The organism is Lentzea sp. DG1S-22 (assembly GCF_036321065.1).
Lineage (GTDB): Bacteria > Actinomycetota > Actinomycetes > Mycobacteriales > Pseudonocardiaceae > Lentzea > Lentzea jiangxiensis.
The window spans coordinates 7,527,609-7,545,290 of record NZ_CP143276.1; the positions used below are offsets into that span (position 1 = coordinate 7,527,609).

A 17,682-nucleotide genomic window follows, 5' to 3' on the forward strand; every position below is an offset into this window, starting at 1 on the left:
GGGGCGTGCTGCCGGCGGTCCTGGCTCTGCTCGTGATCACGGCGACGCCGGTTCACGCGGCTCCCCGGATCGTCGGCGGCGTCGTGGCGGAGGCCGGTGAGGCGCCGTGGGTGGTGGCCCTGACGTCGTCGGGCGACCAGTTCTGCGGCGGCGCTCTCGTCGCTCCCGGGCGGGTGGTCACGGCGGCGCACTGCGTCGACGGCCGCCCGCCCGCCTCGATCACCGTCGTCGGTGGACGGCTCGACCTGCGCACCGGCGACGGAGCCACCTCCGCCGTCTCGGCCCACCGGGTGGTGGACGGCTACTCGACGCCCTCGCGCGGCAAGGACTTCGCGGTGCTGACGCTCGCCGAGCCGATGCCCTACGCGCCGTTGCCCGTCGCGCAGTCGTCCGGTGTGTACATGGCCGGCAGCGTCGGCGTCGTGTACGGCTGGGGCCGGCAGGCGGAGGACGACGCGGTCAAGAGTCCGTTGCTGCACAAGGCGCACATCCCGATCGTGCCGGACGAGCAGTGCGCGGCGGCCCATCCGCGGTACGACGCCGTGGCCATGTTCTGCGCCGGCTACCCGGACGGCGGCATCGACTCGTGCGTCGGCGACTCCGGCGGTCCGTTCGTGATCGACGGCAGGCTCGTGGGCATCGTGTCGTGGGGCGTCGGCTGCGCCCGCCCGAACCTGCCCGGCGTCTACACGCGCGTCACGACGTACCTGAGCGCAGCCGCCTGACCACGTCGGCCCGGTAGCGCAGTCCGGCGCTCTCCGCCCGTTCGACCGCCTTGGCGTACAACGCGTCGTCCTGCGTCAGCGCTGCTTTGCCCGCGAGCGCGCGCACCTCGATGATGCGGAACCCGGCCTCCACCGCGCGGCGCAGCACCTCGTCGTACTCGGCGACCGAACGGTTCACCTCCGCGAGCACGAGGCACGCGTCGACCTCGATGAACAGGTCGTCGTCGCCCGCGAGTCCGAGGGCGCGCCCGGCTTGCTCGCGCGCCTCCTCCCGGCGGCCCGCGGCCAGGAGCAGCTCGGCGTACTCGACCCGCGCGGACATCTCGACCGGCCGCAGCCCGTGGCGCTGGGCCAGCAGGACGGCCTCGGTGAACGCGGACTCGGACTCGGCGTGCCGGTGCTGGGCGGCGAGCACCACGCCCAGGTTGTTCAGGCCGTTCGCGAGGTGCTGCCAGTCGTCGGTCTCGCGCGCCAGCTCGACGGAGCGCCGCAGCATCTCCTCGGCCGAGGTGAGCCCGCCGAGCTCGAGGTCGACCAGTCCGAGGTTGGCGAGACCGCCGATGAGCTGCGCCCGCATGCCGTTCGGCCCGTAGAGCTCGATCGCGGACGCCAGGTGCTCGCGGGCGCGGTCGAGCTCGCCGAGGTCGTGGCGGATTCCGGCGAGCGTGTTGAGCGCCGTGGCCTCCTGCGCCTGCGCTCCGGCCGCGCGGAACTCGGCGATCGCCCGCTCGCTGTGCTCGACGGCCCGCCGGTGCTCGCCGGCACGCCAGTCGAGGAGGGCGAGGCACACCCGCACCGCCGCCGCGCGCTGCCCGGTCTCGCCGGCGTCCAGCGCCGCCTGCGCGATCGTGCGCAGGTCGGCGTACTGGCCGGTGAGCAGCAGGAACGGCCGCATGGCCGCGACCAGCGACGCGTCGGGGCGCTCCACGGCGAGCGCGACGAGGTTCTGCCGTTCCGCCTCGAACCAGGCCATCGCCTCCGCCCTGTCCGCGAACTCCACGGGATCCGGCACGGGCGGCAGCAGCCGGGTGAAGCCGGCCCGCACCCGAGCCTCGGCGCCGTCGGCGTGCCGCAGGTACCAGTCGAACACCGCCCGCCGGTCCGAGGCGGTGGCCCGTTCGTCGGCGTAGAGGCGCAGCAGGTCGTGCAGCTGGTAGCGGTCGCCGGTGCGCTGCACCAGGTTCGCCGCGACCAGGTCGTCCACGGCAGGCCCGGCCAGACCGGGCGGGACGTCGGGACCGGGCACGGCGCCCAGGAAGTCGAACGTCCGGCGCGCCCGCGACGAGAGCTTGCGGTACGAGAGGTCGAACGCCGCTCGCACCGCCGTGTCGTCCTCTTCGATCTCCAGCGCTTCGAGCCGGTGTTCGCGCAGCTCCGCGACGTAGTCCGGCAGGTGCCGCCCGGCGAGGTTCGCCCCGGCGATCCGCAACGCCAGCGGCAGCCGCGCGCACAGCCGGACCAGCTCGCCGGTGTCGCCCTCGACCCGCATGCCCTTCACCAGCTCGCGTGCTTCCCGTTCCGCCAGCACGCCGATCTTGACCTGCGCGAACTGCGGCAGGTCCTGGCGGCTCGTGACGAGCGCGGCGCACCCCGGCGTGGCCGGGAGCAGGGGCGCGATCACCTCGGCGGTGGCGTTGTCGAGCACGACCAGCACCCGCCGGCCCCGCAGCAGCTCGCGGTAGTCGTCGTCCGGCCCGCCGCCGAGCGCCTTCACGAACCGCGCCAGCGCCTGCTCGACCGTCGTCGACGGCCCGGGGGAGAAGCCGCGCAGGTCCACGTACAGCTGACCGTCGGGGAACCTCCCGCGCAGCCGGTGCGCCTCGCGGACCGCGAGCGCGGTCTTGCCGACACCGGGCAGGCCGGTGATCGCCCGCACCGCGGCGTCGAGCAGCTCCAGCCGAGCCAGCTCCTCCTCCCTGCCGACGAAGTCGGGCAGGTCGGCGGGCAGCTGGCACGGTGCGGGCGGGCGCGGCACGAGCCGGTACCCGGTCGGTTCGGTGACCACCTGCTCCGTGGCGCGCAGTCTGCTGACCAGCGTGCGCAGCGCCGCTCGGGGGTGCTTCGGCGGTTCTGCCGGCCAGACCCGCGCCGCCAGCACGTCGAACGGGACGGGGTCACCGGGACGCTCGGCCAGCGCGTCGCGCAGGGCCCGCAGTCGATCCACCACGTGATCGATCGTAGGGATCTCGTGCCGGGACGGGCGCCGCTCCCGGGATCGCCTAGAGCACCAGGCCCACGGACATGGTCAGGAAGACCGCAGCGCAGACCGCGTCCAACGCCGTCGTGACACCGGGGCGCTTCAGCCGTCCGGCGACGCGCGACGCCGCCAGCACGATCATCAGCTCCCAGACGGCCGCCAAGCCGAGGAACAGCGCCGCCAGCATCGCGAGCTGCGGTGCCGGTTCACCCGATCCGATGAACTGCGGCAGGAACGCCAGCGAGAACAGGATCATCTTCGGGTTGGTGATGTTGGTCAGGAAGCCCTGCCGGAACGGCCGGTCGCCGACGACCTCCTCCGGCTCGCCGCCGGAGCGCCTGAGCAGGCCGCGCGTGATGGAAACGGCCAGGTACAGCAGGTAGCCGGCGCCGATCCAGCGCAGCGCGGTGAGCACCATCGGGTACTGCGCGAGCACGACGCCGAGGCCCGAGATGACCAGAGCCACCTGGACCGCCGCGGCCGTGTGGATGCCGCCCAGCGCGAGCAGCCCGGCTCGGGTGCCGGAGCGCAGTGACGTGCGCAGCAGCAGGAACGCGTCAACACCGGGGGTCACGATGACGACCGCGCACGCGATGAGAAAGGCCGGAACCTGGCCGAAGTCGAACAACACCGTACATACCCCCGTGATCTGCGCCACTAGCCGTAAAATCTACGGCCAGCCGGGACACTAACACAAGAATCTCCGGTTTGACGCCGTACTGGCGCGATCGCTACGGTTGGTGACCGATCGTCCACCTGGCGCAACGAGGAGTGGTCCGTGAGGGGTAAGCGGTGTGCCGTGCTGATGGCGGTGATCGCGCTGGTCAGCGGCGCCACGACCGCCGATGCGGTCGTCGGGGGGACGCCCGCGGAGGTGGAGGACACCCCGTGGGTTGTGGCGATCACCACCACGGACGGTCAGCTGATCTGCGGCGGCGCGCTGGTCGCCGCGGACAAGGTCGTGACGGCCGCCCACTGCGTCACGGCGAAGGGCGTCGTCGGCAAGAACCAGCGCTCGGCGGAGCAGTTGCGCGTGGTCGCCGGCCGCACCGACCTGAGGGTGCAGGGGGAGGGCGTCGAGGCGGCGGTCGCGAGCGTGTGGCGCCACCCCGACTACCGCGAGGTCACCATGGGCGACGACGTGGCGGTGCTGACGCTCGCCCGCACCGTGCCGTACCGGACGATCGCGCTCGGCGAGGGCGGGGACGACGGCGTCGTGCTGGGCTGGGGCCGCACGTCCGAGAACTCCGCGCCCGCGATGTCGCTGCGCAAGGTGACGGTGCCGGTGCTGTCCGACCAGGAGTGCCTGCTCAAGGAACCGGACTACCGGCAGGGCGCGATGCTGTGCGCCGGGCGGGGTGGCCGTGACGCGTGCACCGGCGACTCGGGCGGACCGCTCGTGGTGCGCGGCAGGCTCGCGGGCGTCGTGTCGTTCGGCCGCGGCTGTGCCCGTCCAGACGAGCCCGGGGTCTACACCCGGCTGGCTCACTACCGGCAGGCGCTGGGCTTCTGATATCCAAGGTGCGGTGCGAACCACACAGTTTCCGGCCACCCTGCGCCGCCAGTGGGGACTCGACCTGAGCCCCGCCCAGCTCTACGCGATCCTGCGGCTGCGCCAGGACGTCTTCGTCGTCGAGCAGAGCTGCGTCTACGCCGACGTGGACGGGCGTGACCTCGACCAGGGCACACGGCACTTCTGGCTGGAAGCCGAGGGGTCGCACGACCCGCTCGCGTACCTCAGGCTCCTGGAGGAGCCCGACGGCACGTTCCGCATCGGACGCGTCGCCACCGCGCGCATGGCCCGCGGCCGCGGCTACAGCCGCCGCCTCATGCAGGCCGCGCTCGTGGACGTGGGCACCACGCCGTGCGTGCTCGACGCGCAGACGTACGTCGCGGACTTCTACGCGTCGTTCGGGTTCGTCGCCGAGGGCGCCGAGTTCATGGACGACGGGATCCCACACCTGCGGATGCGGCGCTCTCCCTGATCACGCGCACCGCGCGCTCGATCTCGGCCTCGGTCAGGTCGGCGCGCGCGGTGAGCCGCAGCCTGCTGACACCGTCCGGCACCGACGGCGGCCGGAAGCAGCCGACGACCACGCCGCTCGCGCGGCAGTTCTCGGCCCACTGGAACGCCTGCTCCGGGCTCGGCGCCCGCACGCTCACGACGGCGGCGGTCGGTGTGCTGGCCTGGAAACCGGCCTCCTTCAGGCGGTTGCTCAGGTCGTGCGCCACGGTCAGCGCCCGCTCGGGGCGGTCCGGCTCCTCGCGCAGGATCTTGATCGCGGTGAGGGCCGCCGCCGCGCTGCTGGGCGCGAGACCGGTGTCGAAGATGAACGTCCGCGCGGTGTCGATCAGGTGCCTGATCACCCGGCTCGGGCCGAGCACGGCACCGCCCATCGCGCCGAGCGACTTGCTCAGCGTCAGCGTGGTGACCACGTCCGGCGCCTTGATGATCCCCGCCTCGGCGACCGCGCCGCGGCCGCCCGGTCCGACGACACCCAGGCCGTGCGCGTCGTCGACGACCAGCGCCGCCCCGGTCGCGCGGCAGGCCTCGTGCAGCTCGTTCAGCGGGGCGATGTCGCCGTCGACGCTGAACACCGAGTCCGTGACGACGATCGCGCGCCGCTTGCCGCGCGTCTCGAGCGCGTGCCGGACCTTGCCCACGTCGCAGTGGTCCGCGACGACGACGTCGGCCTTCGACAGGCGCGTGCCGTCGATGAGCGACGCGTGGATGTGCTGGTCCGCCACGATCGCCGTGCCGGGACCGGACAGCGCCGTGACCGCGCCGAGGTTCGCCATGTAGCCGCTGCTGAACACCAGCGCCGACTGCGCGCCGCAGAAGTTCGCGAGCTCGTACTCCAGCTCGTTGTGCAGCTCCGTCGAACCGGTCACGAGACGCGAGCCCGTCGAGCCCGCACCCCACTTCAGCGTGGCGGCGGCCGCGGCACCCGCGACGCGCTTGTCCCTGGCGAGGCCGAGGTAGTCGTTGCTCGCGAGGTCGAGGTCCGTCGAGTCCGCCGTGCGCGGCCTCACGCGCCGGGTCAGACCCGCCTTGGACCGCGCCTCGGAGCGGACGTCGATCCAGTCGAACGTCGACTCACCGCCACTGGACACTGCCTCGGTTGTGCTCACGGTCACCGCCTGAGTCTCCCATCCGCCGACTAGCGTGCCGCTCGTGGACCTGTTCACCTTCACGCGCGCCGAACTCACCTCACCGGTGCAGTTCGCCGGCGGCCGCTGGGTGGTGTCCGCGTACGACGACGTGCGTGCCGTGCTGGCCGACCCGGTCACGTTCCTGCCCGACAACGCGCTGACCGCCGTCACCCCGGTCGCACCCGCCGCGCTGCGGTCCCTGGTGAGGGCCCGCTTCTCGCTGCCGCCGACGCTCGCGAACAACAGCTCCGCGTCCCACACCCGCCTGCGCAAGCTGGTGGCGTCGTTCTTCTCGCCGGCCCGCGTCGCCGCTGCGGAGCCTCGCATCCGATCCCTGGTTTGGGAACGGCTGGGTGGCACGGATCTCGTGCGCGACCTCGCGTGGGACCTGCCCGCGATCGTGCTGATGGACCTCCTGGGTTGTCCGAATGTTGACATTCCGACGTTGAAGCGGTGGAGCTCCGGCTCGCTGGAGTTCTTCTGGGGCGACATCACCCGCGAACGGCAGCTGGAACTGGTCGACGACGTCGGCGACTTCCACCAGTGGCTGGTCAAGCGCTACCACGCGCGCGACGGCGAGCTGTTCTGCGCGCTGGCCGACGCCGGGGTGTCCGCCGAGGACTCCGCGGGCCTCTGCTACTTCCTGCTGATCGCGGGTCAGGAGACGACGACCCAGCTGCTGTCCACGGCGTTGCGCCGGGCTCTGCTGGACCGCGAGCTGTGGGCGCGGCTGCCGTTGCCCGGTGTCGCGGAGGAGTTCGTCGAGGACGTGCTGCGCACCGAGACACCCGTGGTGACGTGGCGGCGGCTGACCGCGCGGGAGGTGGTGCTGTCCGGGGTGCGCTTGCCCGCCGGTGCCGAGCTCGTGTTGTTGTTGCGCGGCAAGGAGACCGATCCGCGGCACCTGGCCTTCGGCTACGGCAGGCACTTCTGCCTCGGCGCCGGGCTGGCCCGGCTGGAGGCCGCGGTGACGCTGCGGACGGTGGCCGAGCACGAGCCCACGCTGCACCTCACCGGGCCTGGCCCGGACTGGCTGAACCTGCTGTCGTTCCGCGCGCCGCGGTCGGTCACGGTCGCGCGATGAGCTTGCCCCTCGTGGTGCGGGCTTCGAGCGCCCGGTGCGCCTCGGCGATCTCGTCGAGCCGGTAGACGTCGCCGAGCACGGGTTCGAGCCCGAGTCCGAGGACCTCCTCCGGCGTCGTGTTCCGCGGCAGGCCCATCACCGCGACGCCCTTGCGGAAGATGTCGCTCGCCGTCACGTCCAGCGGTTCGCCGCTCGCGTACCCGAAGACGACCATCCGGCCCACACCGTCCCTGAGCAGCTCGAACGCGCGCCTGCCGACCTCGCCGCCGATCGACTCGAAGACGACGTCCACCGGGTCGAGGCCGTCCCAGTCGTAGCCGATGCCGCCCTTGCTGGACGCTTCGAGCACGGTGGCGCCCGCGCGGCGGGCGAGCTGCACGAGCAGGGTGCCGACACCGCCGGACGCCGCCTCGACCAGCACCCGGTCGCCCGGCTGGATCCGCGCGGCCTTCGCCGCCGCGACCGCCGTGGTGCCCTGCAGCAGCAGCGCCAGCGCCTGGTGGTCGCTCACGCCGTCCGGCACGTCGACCGGGTTCTCGACGACGGCCTTCGTGGCGTACGCGCCGTCCCTCGGCACGCCCATGACCCGGCGGCCCTGCCGTGTCGTGCCCACGACCTCCGACCCGAGCGTGGCGGGCAGCGACGGCCCCGGGTACCAGGGGAAGAGCTCCCGGCCCCTGCCGCGGCGGATCACGGTCTCGCCGTAGTTGAGCCCGATCGCGGTGACGTCCACGAGCGTGTCGCCGACCGGGTCCGGCACCTCCTCGACCCGCAACACCTCGGGCCCGCCGAACTCGTGGAACCGCACTGCCTTCATCATCTTCCTCCCCAATAAGCGGACCGTTGGTCCGGTTGTTACTATACGGACCGTCAGTCCGCTTGTGTCAAGGGAGAACCCGTTGGAACGCGCCGACGCCGCCCGCAACCGCGCCGCGATCCTGGCCGCCGCCACCCGGCTGATCGGGGAACGCGGCATCGACGCCGTGTCCGTGGACGACGTCGCTGTCGCGGCAGGCGTCGGCAAGGGCACCGTGTTCCGCCGGTTCGGCGACAAGGCGGGCCTGGTCAGCGCCGTGGTCGACGAGACGGCGGCGTCGTGGATCAGGACCGCGTCGCTGGAGTGCCGCACCGCGGGGGAGTTCGCCGGCACGCTGTTCGACCACGTGCTGGCGTCGTTGCCGCTGGTCATCGCCGTGGAACGGACGACGGTCCGCAGCTGCGAGGGCAACTTCCGCGTCACCGTGGAACGCCTGGCCCGGCTGGTCGGCTCGACGTTCAAGGCGCACACCGTGCTGGCCGTCCTGCGCGGCGAGCACATCGAGTTCCTGCTGAACCAGGGCATGACCGCCGACGAGATCCGTGCGGGCGTCATCTCTCTCGCGGACACTCTCGCGGCTGAGGTTTGATGCTGGGGTGCTGAACCGCCAACTCTCCGGGATCCGCAAGAAGACGCTGCTGGAACGGCTCGGCCCCGTGCCGGACGTCGACCCCGACCGGTACGGCGACGGCGGCCCGGTGGAGACGCTGGAGAAGCGGGTCGCGGAGCTGCTGGGCACCGAGGCGGCGCTGTTCGTGCCCACCGGCACCATGGCGCAGCAGATCGCGCTGCGCTGCTGGGCCGACCGCACCCACAACCCGATCGTGGCGATGCACCCGCGGGCGCACCCCTTGAACCACGAGGACGACGCGCTGACCGTGCTGTCCGGCCTGCGCCCGGTCGAGGTGCGCGACTCCGAGGTGGGCTCCTGCCCGGAGCCGTACGGGACGCTGCTGCTGGAGGTGCCGGACCGCGAGGCCGGGTTCGTCCTGCCGACCTGGGACGAGCTGACCTCGCTCGTGGACCTGGCACGGGAACGCGACGCCGTCGTGCACCTCGACGGCGCGCGGCTGTGGGAGAGCACGTACGGCCTCGGCAAGCCGCTGCCCGAGATCGCGGGCCTGTTCGACTCGGTCTACGTGTCGTTCTACAAGTCGCTCGAAGGCGTCTCGGGCGCGGCGCTCGCCGGTTCGCAGGACTTCGTCGACCAGGCACGCGTCTGGCGGCACCGGTACGGCGGCATGCTGTTCCAGCAGTGGCCCGCAGCCCTGTCGGCGTTGCACGGCCTCGACACCGTGCTGCCCCGGCTGGGCCTGTACGTCGAGCACGCCAAGGTCGTGGCCGCCGCCTTGGACCTGCCCGAACCGCACACCCACCAGTTCGCGCTGCACCTGCCGGGCGACCCGGCGCGGCTGACCGAGGTGAGCGGGCCGTTCCTCGGCGGGTTCTGGCGGGACGGGACGCTCGCCAAGACGGAGATCACGGTGGCGGAGCCCGCGCTGGAGTGGACCGCCGACGAGGTCCGGGAGGCCTGGGCGGAGTTCCGGAGCCTGATCTAGGGCGACGTCGCCTGCCATCGCCCGATCGTGTCGCCGAGCCTTCTGCCACGATCAGATCTCGGCGTGATCAGGAGGCAGTTCGACATAACCGCCCACGTGTTCGTGGACGAGACCGAGGAGAGGGCTTCCTGGTCACCGCGGCGGCGTTGCTCACGGGTGATCCGGTCTCCGCCCGCCGGACCGTGCGCGGTCCGGTCATGGCCAACCAGCGGAGGATCCACTTCCACAAGGAATCGGATCAGCGCAGGAAGCAGATCCTCGACGTGGTGGTGGAGATCGCGCCGGAGGTCACGATCCACGACGGATCGGCGCACGTGCGCAGGCGCCAACGGGATGCATGCCTCGTCCGGCTGGTCTGCGACCTCGCGGTGTCCGGCGCCGGAATGCCGGTGCTCGAACAGGACGATTCCGTCCTCGAAGCCGACAAGAAGCTCCTCTACCGCTGTGTTCGAGATCTCGGGTGTCACGAGACGCTCGTCTACCGGCACCACCGCGCCCACGAGGAACCGCTGCTCGCGTTGCCGGACGCGATCGCCTGGTGCTGGCACCGGGGTGGTCAGTGGAAGAAGCGGGTGCAGCCTTTGGTCGCCGCCGTGGAAGTCGTCTGAAAACCGCGAAACCCGGCCCACCCACCGTCCGGAAGGCTGCCGGGTCCACTTCGCAGCGCTAGTGCGACTGCGCGGACCAACGATACCGCACTTCTGACGCGACGTCGCTCACCTGGCTGTTGGACACGGCGGTGCGAAATGCGACGATGCCGGGGCTGTGAGGGGAGTGCGAGGAAGCCGGTGCGAATCCGGCGCCGTCCCGCGACTGTGACCGGCCCGGCAGGTCGGGAGTCAGGAACTCGTCCCCCTCTTCACCTGACCGCGGGCGTGGACACCCGAGGAAGGACTTCACCGAGCATGTTCCCCTTTTCGGCTGTCGTCGGACATGACGACCTCCGGCTGGCCCTGCTGCTCAACGCCGTTCACCCCGGCATCGGCGGCGTTCTCGTCCGAGGCGAGAAGGGGACCGCGAAGTCGACGATCGTGCGTGCCCTCGCCGCACTCCTGCCCGAGCTGGAGGTGTCGGCGCACTGCCGCTTCGGGTGCGTGCCCGGCAGCGCGGACTGCCCCGACGCGCCGCACGAGGGCGTGGAGCGGCGGCGCGCGAAGCTCGTCGAGCTGCCCGTGGGCGCCACCGAGGACCGGCTGGTCGGCTCCCTCGACCTCGAGAAAGCGCTGACCGAGGGCGTGCGGGCGTTCCAGCCCGGGTTGCTGGCGGCGGCGCACCGGGGCGTGCTCTACGTCGACGAGGTCAACCTGCTGCACGACCACCTGGTCGACCTGCTGCTCGACGCCGCCGCGATGGGACGCGCGCACGTCGAGCGCGAGGGCGTGTCGATCTCGCACCCGTCGCAGTTCCTGCTGGTCGGCACCATGAACCCCGAGGAGGGCGAGCTGCGGCCGCAGCTGCTCGACCGGTTCGGGCTGACGGTGGCGGTGAAGGCGGCGCGGGACGTCGGCGTGCGCACCGAGGTCATCCGGCGCCGGCTCTCCTACGAGGCGGACCCGGTGGGGTTCGCGCGGAAGTGGGAGGACGAGGACACCCTGCTCCGGCAGCGGATCGCCGACGCGCGGCACAGGCTGCCCGCGGTGTCCCTCCCGGACGGTGAGCTGCGCCGGATCGCCGCCGTCTGCGCGGCTTTCGAGGTCGACGGCATGCGCGCGGACCTCGTGGTCGCCCGTGCCGCCACGGCCCACGCGGCGTGGCGGGGTGCCGATCAGGTCGAGGAGCAGGACGTCGAGACCGCGGTCCGGCTCGCGCTGCCGCACCGGCGCCGCCGCGACCCGTTCGACGAGCCCGGCATCGAGGAGCAGCAGCTCGAGGACGCCATGCGGCAGGCGGCCGAGCACGCGGAGGACCCCGGGGAGGGACCGGACGACGACGGGCCGGGTGGTGGCGAGCTGCCCGAACCGCAGGAGGGCCCGAAGGGCGGCGGGAACGCGCCCGGTGACCGTCCGGCACCGGAGCCCGCGCCCGCGTTCAAGGCACGGCTGCTGGAGGTGCCCGGAGTCGGGGAAGGCACGCCCGGCAAGCGTTCCAGGGCACGCGCCCGCACGGGCCGGGTCGTGCGTTCGTCCACAGTGGACGGAAGTGGGCTGCACCTGGTCGACACGCTCACGAACGCGGCGCCGCACCAGCGGGCCCGCGGCCGCAGCGGACCGGGACTGCTGCTGACGGGCGCCGACCTCCGCAAGGCGGTCAGGGAGGGCAAGGAGTCGAACCTCGTCCTGTTCGTCGTCGACGCCTCCGGCTCGATGGCGGCGCAGAAGCGGATGTCGGCGGTCAGCGGCGCGGTGATCTCGTTGCTGCGCGACGCCTACCAGCGCCGGGACAAGGTCGGCGTGGTCACGTTCCGCGGCAGCCAGGCCGAGGTCGCGCTGCCCCCGACGACCTCCGTGGACGCGGCGGCGACGCGGCTCAGGAAGATGCGCACCGGAGGACGGACCCCGCTCGCGGACGGTCTGCTGAAGGCCCACCGGGTGCTGGAGGTCGAACGGCTGAGGGATCCGCGCAAGCGCCCGCTCGTGGTGCTGCTGACCGACGGGCGCGCCACGTCGTCCGGGCTCGGCGGTGACCCGGCCGCGGACGCGCTCAAGGCCGCCGGACTGCTGGAGCAGACCGCTGTCGTCGTCGTGGACTGCGAACAGGGGCACGTCCGCCTCGGGCTCGCCCAGAAGATCGCCGAGGCGCTGCAGGGCACCTGCGTGAGGCTCGAACAGCTGTCCGCCGACCACCTCGCCGGCGTCGTCCGGGCCGCATAAGGAGATCCCGATGCCTCAAGGACAACCCACCGAGGTGCCGAAGGACGGCCTGACCACCCGTCAGCGCCGCAACCGGCCGTTGCTCATGCTCCACACCGGCGAGATGAAGGGGAAGTCGACGTCGGCGTTCGGCCTCGCGCTGCGCGGCTGGAACCAGGGCTGGGACATCGGCGTGTTCCAGTTCGTGAAGTCGGCCAAGTGGAAGGTCGGCGAGGAGTCCGCGTTCAAGGCGCTCGGCCGGCTGCACGACGAGACCGGCGAGGGCGGCGCCGTCGAGTGGCACAAGATGGGCGAGGGCTGGTCCTGGACCCGCAAGCAGGGCACCGAGGACGACCACGCCACCGCCGCGCGGGAGGGCTGGGCGGAGATCGCCCGTCGCATCCGGTCCGAACGCCACGGCCTCTACGTGCTCGACGAGTTCACGTACCCGCTGCACTGGGGCTGGATCGACGTCGACGAGGTGGTCGACGTGCTGACGACCAGGCCCGGTCACCAGCACGTCGTCATCACCGGCAGGTACGCGCCCCAGGCCCTCGTCGACGCCGCCGACCTCGTGGTGGAGATGACCAAGGTCAAGCACCCGATGGACGCCGGGCAGAAGGGCCAGCGGGGGATCGAGTGGTGAACAGGCTGGTCGTCGCCGCCCCGGCGTCCGGCAGCGGCAAGACCACCGTCGCCACCGGTCTGATGGCCGCGCTGCGCCTGGCCGGGTCCCGGGTCGCGCCGTTCAAGGTGGGGCCCGACTACATCGACCCCGGCTACCACGCGCTGGCGACGCGGCGGCCCGGCCGCAACCTCGACCCGGTGATGGTCGGCGAGCACCGGATCCCCGGCCTGTTCGCGCACGGTGCCAAGGGCTGCGACATCGCCGTCGTCGAGGGCGTGATGGGCCTCTTCGACGGCCGCGTCGACACCGCGGGCATCGGCTCGACCGCGCACGTCGCCAAGCTGATCAACGCGCCGGTGCTGTTCGTCGTGGACGCCCGCGGGCAGAGCCGGTCGCTGGCCGCGCTGCTGCACGGGTTCCGCGGCTACGACCCGACGGTCCGGCTCGGCGGCGTCATCCTCAACCAGGTCGGCTCGGAACGGCACGAGCAGGTGCTCAGGTCGGCGTGCGACGAGGTCGGCCTCGACGTGCTCGGCGTGCTGCCCCGCGACCCGCGGTTCTCCCTGCCCTCACGGCACCTGGGCCTCGTGACGGCCGCGGAGCACGGGCCGGAGGCCGTCGCCGCGGTCGACGCGATCGCCGCCGCCGTCGCGAAGCACGTCGACCTCGACGCGGTGCGCAGGCTCGCGTCGTCGGTGCCCTCGATGGCCGTCGCCGCGTGGGAGCCCCAGGTCGACCGCGTGCAGGACGAGCCGCTGGTCGCGGTCGCCGGGGGAGCGGCGTTCACGTTCGGCTACGCCGAGCACGTCGAGGTGCTGGAGGCCTCGGGCGCCGCGGTCGCCGTCGTCGACCCGCTGAACGACGAGGACCTCCCGGCGGGCACGGCCGGTCTCGTCCTGCCGGGCGGGTTCCCCGAGCAGCACGCGGAAGCCCTGTCGGCCAACGCGAAGCTGCGCGACGCCGTGGCGCGGTTCGCCCGGTCGGGCGCTCCCGTGCACGCCGAGTGCGGAGGGTTGCTGTACCTGGCCCGCTCGCTCGACGGGCACCCGATGTGCGGGGTGGTCGACGCCGAGGGGTTCATGACCCCGAAGCTGACCCTGGGCTACCGGGACGCGGTGGCCTCCGCGAGCTCGCCGCTGCACCCGCCGGGCAGCCGCGTGACCGGCCACGAGTTCCACCGGACCCAGCTGTCCACACCGCACTCGGCCCCACCCGCGTGGCACTGGCGCGGCGTCGGCTCGCGGCCCGTCGCCGAGGGGTTCGTGGTGGGCGGCGTGCACGCGTCGTACCTCCACACCCACCCGGCCGGTGATCCGGAGGCGGTGGCCCGTTTCGTGCGCGCCTGCCACCCGTTCGTGGCAGGAGTGGCAGACGGTACGGTCTTCGCTTAAGCCTCTTCCCGAAACCCCCTGTGGAGCTGTCGTGACGACGACCGGTCGGGTCTCCTTCGTCGGCGCCGGTCCCGGTGCCGCCGACCTCATCACTGTCCGGGGCGCGCGCCGCATCGCGGAAGCCGACGTCGTCATCTGGGCCCCGAGCGCGGTGGACGTCGAGTGCGTCCGCGAGCACGCCCGCCCCGACGCCGACCTGGTCGACTTCTCGCGCGTCACGCCGGAGGAGATCACCGACCTGTACCGCCGCGCCGCGGCCTCGCGCCAGGTCGTCGTGCGCCTGCACGCGGGCGACGCCGCGACCGGTGGTGGCGTCCAGGAGCAGCACGACCTGTGCGTGCGCCTCGGTCTGGAGGTCGAGGTCGTCCCCGGCGTGTCGGTCGTGGCCGCCGCTGCCGCCAGGATCGGCCGCGAGCTCACGCAGACCGAGGCGTCGTCGGCGGTGCTGATCTCGCCGGAGAGCAGCGAGCGCGTCGCCGAGTTCGCGCGGCTGCAGACCACGATGGCCGCGACGGTCTCGGGCGCGCGCACGGGCCAGTTCGTGGAGAAGCTGCTGCAGGGCGGCTACACCACCGAGACGCCGGTCGTCGTCGCGTACAAGGTGAGCCAGACCGACGAGATCGTCGTGCACACCACGGTGGGCGAGCTCGAGGCGGTCGTGAAGCAGCACAAGCTGTACCGCCCCACGCTGTTCCTGGTCGGCACCGCGGTGAAGGCGCCGGCGCGCCGCGCCTCGGCGTCGGCCACGAGCTCGGCCGACGAGCCCCCGCGCACCGCCCGCCCGACCCGCTGGTCCCGCCGCGCCGCCTCGCGCATCGCGACGCGCACGGACGAGCCCATCCCGGCCGCGGTTCCCTCGCCCGCCGCTCCCGCCGAGCCGAACCCGGCGTGGACGGCGGTCGAGGAGATACAGCAGTCCGTGCGCAAGCCCGCCGAGGAGTCCGCGCCCAAGCCGAAGCTGACGGTGGTGGCGGCCGAGAAGCCGAAGCCGCCGACGGTCCGCGCCTCCACGGCCACGGCGAAGAAGAAGCCGGTCGCCCGCAAGTCCAAGCGCACGGCCGGCAACTGAGGCGGAAGCCGTGACAGTCGAGAAGCTGCGGGAGGCGGCGGGCCGCCCGGTCGAGGTCGTCGACGCCGCGGACGGTCTGCGCCCGGCGCTGAACGTGTGCCGTGCCCGTTCCGCCGTGGTCGTGGAGCTGGCCGAGGGCGTGGGCCCCGCCGAGATCGGAGCGGGCCTCGCGGGCTGGCGCCGGTCGATGGTCGTGTCGGACGCCGACGGACTGACCACAGTGGACCCGCGTGACGCCGTGACCAGGCGCTGGACCGCGCCGGACGCCGTGCTGTGCCTGGCGGACAACGAGTTCCTCCGGTCCGGCGACGGCTGGGCGCTCCCGGACGAGGAGTTCGCGAGCCGCGGCCACGTGTTGGGCGCCGAGGTCCGCGCGTTCGTGCTGGCCCGTCTCGCCCCGCGCCCCGGCGTGCTGGTGTGGGACGTGCTGGCCGGTTCCGGCGCGGTGGGCGTGGAGTGCGCCCGGCTGGGCGCCGCCGTGATCGCGGTCGAGCCCGACCCCGTGCAGTGCGTGCGGATCATCGCGAACGCCTCCGCACACGGCGTGGACGTCCGCGTCGAGGAGTCCGAGCTGGACGCGCCCTCCTTACCGCGCCCCGACGCGGTGTTCGTCGGTCGCGGTGAGATCGGCGCGGTCAAGGCCTCCGCCGCCGTGTCGGCCCGCCGGGTCGTGGTGGCGACCGAGAGAGTTGACGAGATCGTGCCGGCGCGCGACGCGCTGGTGGCCGCGGGCTACGAGGTGGAGGGCGTGCACTGGACCGCCTCGCGCCTGCTGGACTCCGGGTTCGCGCCCGCGGTGCCGGTGACCGTGTTGTGGGGGAGCAAGAAGTGAGCGCGGTGGAGCCGAGCCGCCCGGCCGCCGGACCGTGGGGAAGCAGCAGGTGATCGGTGTGTTCGCCGGGGCCGCCCACCGCGGTGACGCGGCCGACCTGGCAGGCCTGCTCGGCGCCGACGCGGTCGTCCCCGACGGTCCTGTCAAGCTCGCCGTCCGCGGTCTCTGGCCGCGGCTCGGCGCCGTCGTGCTGTTCCTGGACGCCGGGTCCGCCGTCCGCCTGATCGCGCCGCTGCTGCGCGACCGGCGCCGTGACCCGGCCGTGGTGTGCGTGGACGAGCACTTCGTCGTCGCGCTGGCCGGGAACGCGGACACGTTCGCCCGCCACGTCGCGGACCTGCTGAACCGCACGGCCGTGGTGACGAAGGGACCGTCGATCGACTCGGTGCTCGACGAGCTGGTGGAGCAGCTCGACGCCACCGCGGACGGCGACGTCGAGGCCTGCTTCGCCGCCATCGAGGCGGGCGAGAAGGTCGTGCTGCGCAACCCGTTGAACTTCCCGCTGCCCGCCCTGCCGCCGAACGTCGTGGCGGCGGGCGAGGACGCGACCTGGGTGATCGTCGTCGACGACCGGGCGGGCTCCAGCAAGGAGAACGTGCTGCGGATCGTGCCGCGCACGCTCGTCGTCGGCGTGGGGTCGACGAGGGGCGCGTCGGCCACGAGCGTCGGCGCGGCACTGTCGGAACTGGACGCCCAGGGCGGGCTCGACCTGCGCGCCATCAAGGCGTTCGCGACGGCCGACGTCAAGGCGGACGAGCCCGGCATCGTGGACGCCGTGGAGGACTGGGGTTTCTGGCACGGCGACACCGCCGAGCTGCTCACGTTCCCGACCGAGGAGCTGGCGGAGATCGGCGTGCCGAACCCGAGCTCGGTGGTGCGCAACTCGATGGGCACCGCGAGCGTCGCGGAGGCGGCGGCGTTGCGGGGTGCGCGGTCGCTCTGCGCCGGCGGGCCGGTCGAGCTGGCGGCCGAGAAGTTCAAGCGGGACAACGTGACCGTGGCCGCGGCACGGGTGCTGCCGCGCGGCAGGCTCGCGCTGGTCGGGCTCGGTCCTGGCCCCGCAGAGGAACGCACGCCGCGGGCGGAGGCGGAGATCCGGCGCGCGGCGTTCGTGGTCGGGACGCCCGAGGCGCTCGACGCCGTGGGACCGATCCTGCGTGCCGGCACCGAGGTTCGTCACGAGGGCGCGGGCGAACTGGCCGCAGCCGGGGCCGCCGTCGCGTTCGTCGCTTTGGGAGCCGGTCCCGCGCTGGACGGTCCGGTCGAAGCCGACGTGGTCGTCGTTCCCGGAATCGGCTGAGTCAAAAGTCAAGTCCGGCATCCCCGACTAATGGCGGTTATGCCGCCGAATCCTCCCCGGTGACGCTGTGTGCGCCGTTGCTTCACACCCTGCACACACGGCGTCATAGGGAAGGACTGGCAACATGGCGAAAACCCT

17 protein-coding genes and 1 riboswitch are annotated in these 17,682 nt (G+C 72.8%); of the genes, 13 read left to right on the forward strand and 4 right to left on the reverse strand.

The genetic code is table 11. The features are described from left to right. Window positions 1-5 precede the first annotated feature (5 nt). A complete protein-coding gene (locus tag V1227_RS35785; protein ID WP_329789589.1) occupies window positions 6-725 on the forward strand; it encodes a S1 family serine peptidase in 720 nt (239 codons plus the stop codon). On the opposite strand, the gene V1227_RS35790 is transcribed toward V1227_RS35785, so the two are convergent. Both V1227_RS35790 and V1227_RS35795 read right to left on the reverse strand, forming a co-directional pair. Further along, window positions 697-2,892 (reverse strand): ATP-binding protein, encoded by a 2,196-nt coding sequence (locus V1227_RS35790; RefSeq protein ID WP_329789590.1) that lies wholly within the window; start codon window positions 2,890-2,892, stop codon window positions 697-699. The genes V1227_RS35785 and V1227_RS35790 overlap by 29 nt on opposite strands. A gap of 52 nt (window positions 2,893-2,944) precedes the next feature. Then, a complete protein-coding gene (locus V1227_RS35795) occupies window positions 2,945-3,580 on the reverse strand; it encodes a LysE family translocator (RefSeq protein WP_329789591.1) in 636 nt (211 codons plus the stop codon). Between the two features lie 120 nt (window positions 3,581-3,700). On the opposite strand from V1227_RS35795, the gene V1227_RS35800 reads away from it, so the two are divergent. Together V1227_RS35800 and V1227_RS35805 are read left to right on the forward strand one after the other, a co-directional pair. After that, window positions 3,701-4,435: a serine protease gene (locus V1227_RS35800; protein ID WP_329789592.1), complete on the forward strand. Its 735-nt coding sequence runs from the start codon at window positions 3,701-3,703 to the stop codon at window positions 4,433-4,435. Window positions 4,436-4,448: 13 nt separating this feature from the next. Continuing rightward, window positions 4,449-4,907 carry a GNAT family N-acetyltransferase gene (locus V1227_RS35805; protein WP_090095515.1) on the forward strand — a complete coding sequence of 153 codons (459 nt, stop codon included), beginning with the start codon at window positions 4,449-4,451 and terminating at the stop codon, window positions 4,905-4,907. Here the strand turns inward: V1227_RS35805 and V1227_RS35810 are convergent. Further along, window positions 4,861-6,060, reverse strand: coding sequence for an 8-amino-7-oxononanoate synthase (locus V1227_RS35810; RefSeq protein ID WP_329789593.1), 1,200 nt, complete (start codon window positions 6,058-6,060; stop codon window positions 4,861-4,863). The genes V1227_RS35805 and V1227_RS35810 overlap by 47 nt on opposite strands. A 37-nt stretch (window positions 6,061-6,097) precedes the next feature. On the opposite strand from V1227_RS35810, the gene V1227_RS35815 reads away from it, so the two are divergent. Continuing rightward, entirely contained in the window at window positions 6,098-7,159 is a 1,062-nt protein-coding gene (locus tag V1227_RS35815; RefSeq protein WP_329789594.1) for a hypothetical protein, read from the forward strand. Here the strand turns inward: V1227_RS35815 and V1227_RS35820 are convergent. Next, window positions 7,143-7,979 carry a quinone oxidoreductase family protein gene (locus V1227_RS35820; protein ID WP_329789595.1) on the reverse strand — a complete coding sequence of 279 codons (837 nt, stop codon included), beginning with the start codon at window positions 7,977-7,979 and terminating at the stop codon, window positions 7,143-7,145. The two genes, V1227_RS35815 and V1227_RS35820, sit on opposite strands and share 17 nt — an antisense overlap. A gap of 79 nt (window positions 7,980-8,058) precedes the next feature. Here V1227_RS35820 and V1227_RS35825 point away from each other — a divergent pair, with 79 nt between their 5' ends. The 9 genes from V1227_RS35825 to V1227_RS35865 all read left to right on the forward strand — a co-directional run bounded on the left by V1227_RS35825 (window position 8,059) and on the right by V1227_RS35865 (window position 17,544). Further along, window positions 8,059-8,565: a helix-turn-helix domain-containing protein gene (locus tag V1227_RS35825; protein ID WP_329789596.1), complete on the forward strand. Its 507-nt coding sequence runs from the start codon at window positions 8,059-8,061 to the stop codon at window positions 8,563-8,565. A gap of 7 nt (window positions 8,566-8,572) precedes the next feature. Beyond that, window positions 8,573-9,535, forward strand: a complete 963-nt coding sequence (locus tag V1227_RS35830) for a threonine aldolase family protein (RefSeq protein ID WP_329789598.1) — start codon at window positions 8,573-8,575, stop codon at window positions 9,533-9,535. A gap of 197 nt (window positions 9,536-9,732) precedes the next feature. Continuing rightward, window positions 9,733-10,143, forward strand: a complete 411-nt coding sequence (locus tag V1227_RS35835; RefSeq protein ID WP_329789599.1) for a hypothetical protein — start codon at window positions 9,733-9,735, stop codon at window positions 10,141-10,143. Between the two features lie 112 nt (window positions 10,144-10,255). Continuing rightward, a riboswitch (cobalamin riboswitch) is annotated at window positions 10,256-10,404 on the forward strand. A gap of 36 nt (window positions 10,405-10,440) precedes the next feature. After that, window positions 10,441-12,345, forward strand: coding sequence for a putative cobaltochelatase (locus tag V1227_RS35840; RefSeq protein WP_329789600.1), 1,905 nt, complete (start codon window positions 10,441-10,443; stop codon window positions 12,343-12,345). A gap of 10 nt (window positions 12,346-12,355) precedes the next feature. After that, on the forward strand, window positions 12,356-12,970 hold the full coding sequence (gene cobO, locus V1227_RS35845) for a cob(I)yrinic acid a,c-diamide adenosyltransferase (RefSeq protein ID WP_329789601.1): 615 nt from the start codon (window positions 12,356-12,358) through the stop codon (window positions 12,968-12,970). After that, window positions 12,967-14,343, forward strand: coding sequence for a cobyrinate a,c-diamide synthase (locus tag V1227_RS35850; protein ID WP_329789602.1), 1,377 nt, complete (start codon window positions 12,967-12,969; stop codon window positions 14,341-14,343). Before cobO ends, V1227_RS35850 begins: the two co-directional genes overlap by 4 nt. Before the next feature lie 31 nt (window positions 14,344-14,374). Next, the gene (locus V1227_RS35855) at window positions 14,375-15,412 is read left to right on the forward strand and encodes a cobalt-precorrin-4/precorrin-4 C(11)-methyltransferase (protein WP_329789603.1); all 1,038 of its coding nucleotides are present in this window, start codon (window positions 14,375-14,377) and stop codon (window positions 15,410-15,412) included. A 10-nt stretch (window positions 15,413-15,422) separates the two neighbouring features. Further along, the gene (locus tag V1227_RS35860) at window positions 15,423-16,244 is read left to right on the forward strand and encodes a hypothetical protein (RefSeq protein ID WP_329789604.1); all 822 of its coding nucleotides are present in this window, start codon (window positions 15,423-15,425) and stop codon (window positions 16,242-16,244) included. A 49-nt stretch (window positions 16,245-16,293) separates the two neighbouring features. Then, window positions 16,294-17,544: a cobalamin biosynthesis protein gene (locus tag V1227_RS35865; RefSeq protein ID WP_236225275.1), complete on the forward strand. Its 1,251-nt coding sequence runs from the start codon at window positions 16,294-16,296 to the stop codon at window positions 17,542-17,544. Window positions 17,545-17,682: the final 138 nt, after the last annotated feature.

Bases quoted from the DNA above. Each gene is read 5' to 3' on its own strand.
- V1227_RS35820 (WP_329789595.1), bottom strand. From the start codon at position 7,979: ATGATGAAGGCAGTGCGGTTCCACGAGTTCGGCGGGCCCGAGGTGTTG.
- V1227_RS35835 (WP_329789599.1), top strand. From the start codon at position 9,733: ATGGCCAACCAGCGGAGGATCCACTTCCACAAGGAATCGGATCAGCGC.
- V1227_RS35840 (WP_329789600.1), top strand. From the start codon at position 10,441: ATGTTCCCCTTTTCGGCTGTCGTCGGACATGACGACCTCCGGCTGGCC.
- cobO (WP_329789601.1), top strand. From the start codon at position 12,356: ATGCCTCAAGGACAACCCACCGAGGTGCCGAAGGACGGCCTGACCACC.